3 protein-coding genes are annotated in these 4,001 nt (G+C 70.4%); 1 reads left to right on the forward strand and 2 read right to left on the reverse strand.

The annotated features are described in order from the left end of the window. Positions 1-1,431: sodium:solute symporter family protein (locus Q0A33_RS16065; RefSeq protein ID WP_291799227.1), on the reverse strand; the 1,431-nt coding region annotated here is incomplete at its 3' end. 135 nt (positions 1,432-1,566) lie between these two features. Further along, positions 1,567-2,418 (reverse strand): hypothetical protein, encoded by an 852-nt coding sequence (locus tag Q0A33_RS16070; protein WP_291799230.1) that lies wholly within the window; start codon positions 2,416-2,418, stop codon positions 1,567-1,569. Between the two features lie 67 nt (positions 2,419-2,485). On the opposite strand from Q0A33_RS16070, the gene Q0A33_RS16075 reads away from it, so the two are divergent. Next, positions 2,486-3,712 (forward strand): amidohydrolase family protein, encoded by a 1,227-nt coding sequence (locus Q0A33_RS16075; protein ID WP_291799233.1) that lies wholly within the window; start codon positions 2,486-2,488, stop codon positions 3,710-3,712. Positions 3,713-4,001 lie beyond the last annotated feature (289 nt).

The following is a 4,001-nucleotide window of genomic DNA, read 5'->3' on the forward strand; positions in this document are numbered from 1 at the left end:
CCGGGAGGGCTGCAGCACCTGCGGGGAACGCTGCGGCACGGCGAGCGACACCGTCACCAGCACGAGCAGGGAGACGGGCAGCGCGACGACCACGGACGCCACCTGCTCGACAGGACCGAGAACCTCCCAGCAGACGGTCACGGCACCCGCGGCGACCATCGAGGCGATCGCACCGGACGCGCTCGCGCGCTTCCAGAACAGCGCGGCGATCACCACCGGGGTGATGGCGGCGCCGTACATCGTGTAGGCGTACATCTGCAGGGCGAGCAGCGAGGGAAAGAACTGGACCATGACGTAGCCGAGCACGGCCACTCCCGCCACGGACAGGCGGCTGATCAGCACCTCCTGCCGCTGGGCGCGCTCCGGCTCCGCGGCCGCCTCGCGCTGCCGGCGGCTTCCCGGCCGGAAGACCAGGTCGTAGACGATGTTGCCGGAGCAGGTGAGCAGGTACGAGGAGCCCGTCGTGACGATGATCGCCAGCGCCGCCACGAGGATCACGGCCCCCAGCGTCTCCGGCACGAACTCCCCTGCGGCCAGGCCCAGGATCGCCATGTCCGGATCGGACTCGGGGTTGAGGATGCTCGCCGAGGACGCCAGCAGGATGATCGGCCCCACCACGAGGACCGCTCCCACGAAGAACACCAGGATCGCCTTGAACGCTGTCGCGGTGTCCTTGGCCGCGCCGATCCTCTGATGCATGTTCTGGTCGCCGAGGATCAGCAGGAACAGCGGCAGGAAGTAGCCGAGGATCTGGAGCGGACCGAGCACGCCGGTCACGGACCGGAACGCGGGATCGAGCTGGTCGACGTAGCCGCCGATCCCGCCGAGGTCGCTGACGAAGAGGTAGGCGAGCGCTCCGCCCAGGCCCAGCACCACGAGCAGCGACGAGAGGAAGTCCGTCCACGCCACGGACTTCAGCCCGCCGGAGACCGCGAGGAAGCCGATGAGGACCAGCGCGACGATCGTCCCCTGCACCTCGCTGAGCGGGGTGATCAGGCTGAGGATGTAGCCGGTGCCGGTGAACTGGTAGGCGGAGATGCCGATGAAGGCCACGAGCACCAGCACGGTGCCGATCACTCCGGTGAGCGGTCCGAACCGCGCACGCAGGAGCTCCGGCACCGTATTGAAGGAGCTCTTCCGGATGCGCCGGGACATGAGGCCCAGCACGACGATGCCCACGAAGGTCCCCATGAAGAAGAAGATGCCCGCCAGCGGACCGTTCGTGAAGACGAAGCTGGCCCCGCCGATGATCGAGCCGGAGCCGACGAAGGTCGCCAGGAGCGTGCCGCCCAGCACGAACGTGGGCAGCGAACGGCCGGCCATGATGAAGTCGCCGCCGTCCCGGATCGACTTTCTCCGGGAGAACCATGCGGCCACGCCGATCATCAGCGCGAGGTAGAGGACGAGGACGACGATGTTCGTCATGGACATGTGGCACCTCGGGGGTCGACGGCGGAACCGGACCAGTATGTCCGTCGTCACACATGAATGCAAACAATTTTGCCTGTCGCGCTCCGGCGGGAGCACGACACGGGCGCGGCCGGCGCCCCCTCGTGGCCCCGCCCCCTAGGGCTCCACGATCCCCATGGACCGCCACAGCTCGTCCGCCTCGCGCAGGTGGGCCTCGACGTGCTCACGGTCCAGATCCGCGAGCACGGTGAGCACGGCCTGCACGGCGGCCACCGCGGGAATCGTGGAGGGGAGGTAGCGCGAGCTCTCGCTGGGGACGGTGACGACCACCTCGGCGAGCCGTGCCGCCTCCGTGGAGCGGTCGGCGAAGACGACGAGCGCAGCCCCGCGCTCCCGGGCGAACCGCGCCAGCCGGAGGACGATCTCCGCGGTCTTCCAGACCGTGAAGGCGATCACGACGTCCCCCTCCCCCAGCTTGCGGACCGCGTTCAGCTGCGCGGACGAGGGGCCGTGCGGGAGCTCGAGGTCGTAGCCGAGGAGCTGGCCGTTGTGGGCCAGGACCTCGGCCGGCGCGAGGTAGGTGCCGGTGGCGAGCACCACCGTCCGCCGGGCGCTGCGGATGCGTGCGGCGGCCCTGGAGTAGGCGTCCTCGTCGAGCCCCTCCGCCATGCCCTGCAGGGTGCTGATGTCCCCGAGCACCACCTCGCGCGGACCGCTCGCCCCCACTTCTCCCGCCGGCGCGAGCATGCTGTCCGCGCGCAGACCGGCCAGGTAGTGTCCGCGGTACTCGATGATGAATGCCGGCCAGCCGGTGAAGCCGAGGAACTGCGCGGTCCGCGTCACCGTCGCGATGTTGACGTGCGCCGCCGCGGCCATCGCCTTGACCGTGGCGAAGGCGGCCTCCTGCGGCGCAGTGCGCAGGACTTCCAGCACCCGGGCCATGGCGGGCGGAGCCCCGCGGCCGTCCAGGAGCGTGTCTATCCAACCGGCGATGAACTCGTCCGTCATTGCAAAGTCCTTTGCATAAGCCTACGGTGGGCGGCAGACACCCATCCGCGAACGGAAGGCGCACGCAGTGAAGCTCGATCCCCGCGCGACCGCAGTGACGAATGTCCGCATCCTCGATCCGGAGGCCGAGACCGTCTCCGCACCCACCACCCTCCGCTTCAACGGCGATCGTATCGCGTCGGTGGGTGCCGCCCCCGCGCCCGGCGAGGAGGTCTTCGACGCGGAGGGGCGCATCGCCGCCCCGGGCCTCATCGACTGCCATGTGCACGTGCTCGCGAACTCCCCCGACCTCGGCAGCCTCGGGGACGAGTCCCCCGCCTACCTGACCGCCTGCGCGATCAACACCATGCAGGGCGCCCTGCGCCGCGGGTTCACCGCGCTGCGGGATGCGGGAGGCGCGGACTTCGGGCTCGCGCGCGCAGCGGACGAAGGCCTCTTCGTCTCGCCGCGCCTGTTCTTCGGCGGCAAGTCGCTCTCTCAGACCGGCGGACATGCGGACATGCGCGGGCCGGGCAACGCCCTCGTGGACAACCACCAGTGCTGCCCGCACATCGGCCTCGTCTGCGACGGCGTGGACGAGGTCCGCCGCGGCGCCCGCCAGCAGTTCCGCACCGGCGCGGACCATCTCAAGCTCATGCTCTCCGGCGGCGTCGCCTCTCCCACCGACAGGGTCGATTCGACGCAGTTCTCCGATTCGGAGATCCTGGCCGCCGTGGAGGAGGCCGAGGCCGCGAACCGCTACGTGCTCGGCCACGCCTACACCGCGCGGGCGATCAACAGGGGCCTGCGCCTGGGCGTGCGCTCGATCGAGCACGGGAACCTCCTCGATGAGGAGACGGTGCGGCTGTTCCTCGAGCACGACGCCTTCCTGGTCCCCACCCTCGTGACCTACCAGCGGCTCAAGGCCGACGGCGCGCGCCTCGGGCTGCCCGCCGCGAGCCAGGCCAAGGTCGACGACGTGCTCTACGCCGGCCTCGAAGCCCTCCGGCTCGCGGATCGCGGGGGCGTGAACATCGCCTACGGCTCGGACCTGCTGGGTGAGTTGTGGGAGTACCAGAGCCAGGAGTTCGAGATCCGCGCCCAGGCGCAGTCCGCAGGGGCGGTCCTGCGCGGGGCCACGACCACGGCCGCACGCCTCCTGCAGGCCGAGGGCGATCTGGGGATCCTCGCAGAGGGTGCCTACGCGGACCTGGTCCTGCTGAACGCGAACCCGCTCGAGGACGTCACCGTGCTGGCGCGCCCGGAGGAGAGCATCCACAGCGTCTTCAGCCGAGGCGCACTGGTCGAGGACTGAGCCTCCCGCCGCTCCCGAGGCTGGAGGTCCGGTCTCGGGAACGGTCCACCGGGCGTCCGACCCCGGGCTGCGGGCATCCGGACGAGGAGCCCTGTCCCCTCGTAGGTTACGTCTGCGTACCGGCCGCCCTGCACGGCCGGTACGCAGACGTAACTTCCAGACGTGGGTGGGTGCGCGCGCATCTGCGCGGTTGTGCCGGGCGGTTGCGCAGTAGCCCGTGCACAGGCGTGTGACGCCCTGTGTCGTCGCGTGTCGGCGTGCGACGGGAGTGTCCGCGCGATCCTTCCCG

It is taken from the genome of Brevibacterium sp. (assembly GCF_022712115.1).
Taxonomy (GTDB): Bacteria; Actinomycetota; Actinomycetes; order Actinomycetales; family Brevibacteriaceae; genus Brevibacterium; species Brevibacterium salitolerans.

Bases quoted from the DNA above. Each gene is read 5' to 3' on its own strand.
- Q0A33_RS16070 (WP_291799230.1), bottom strand. From the start codon at position 2,418: ATGACGGACGAGTTCATCGCCGGTTGGATAGACACGCTCCTGGACGGC.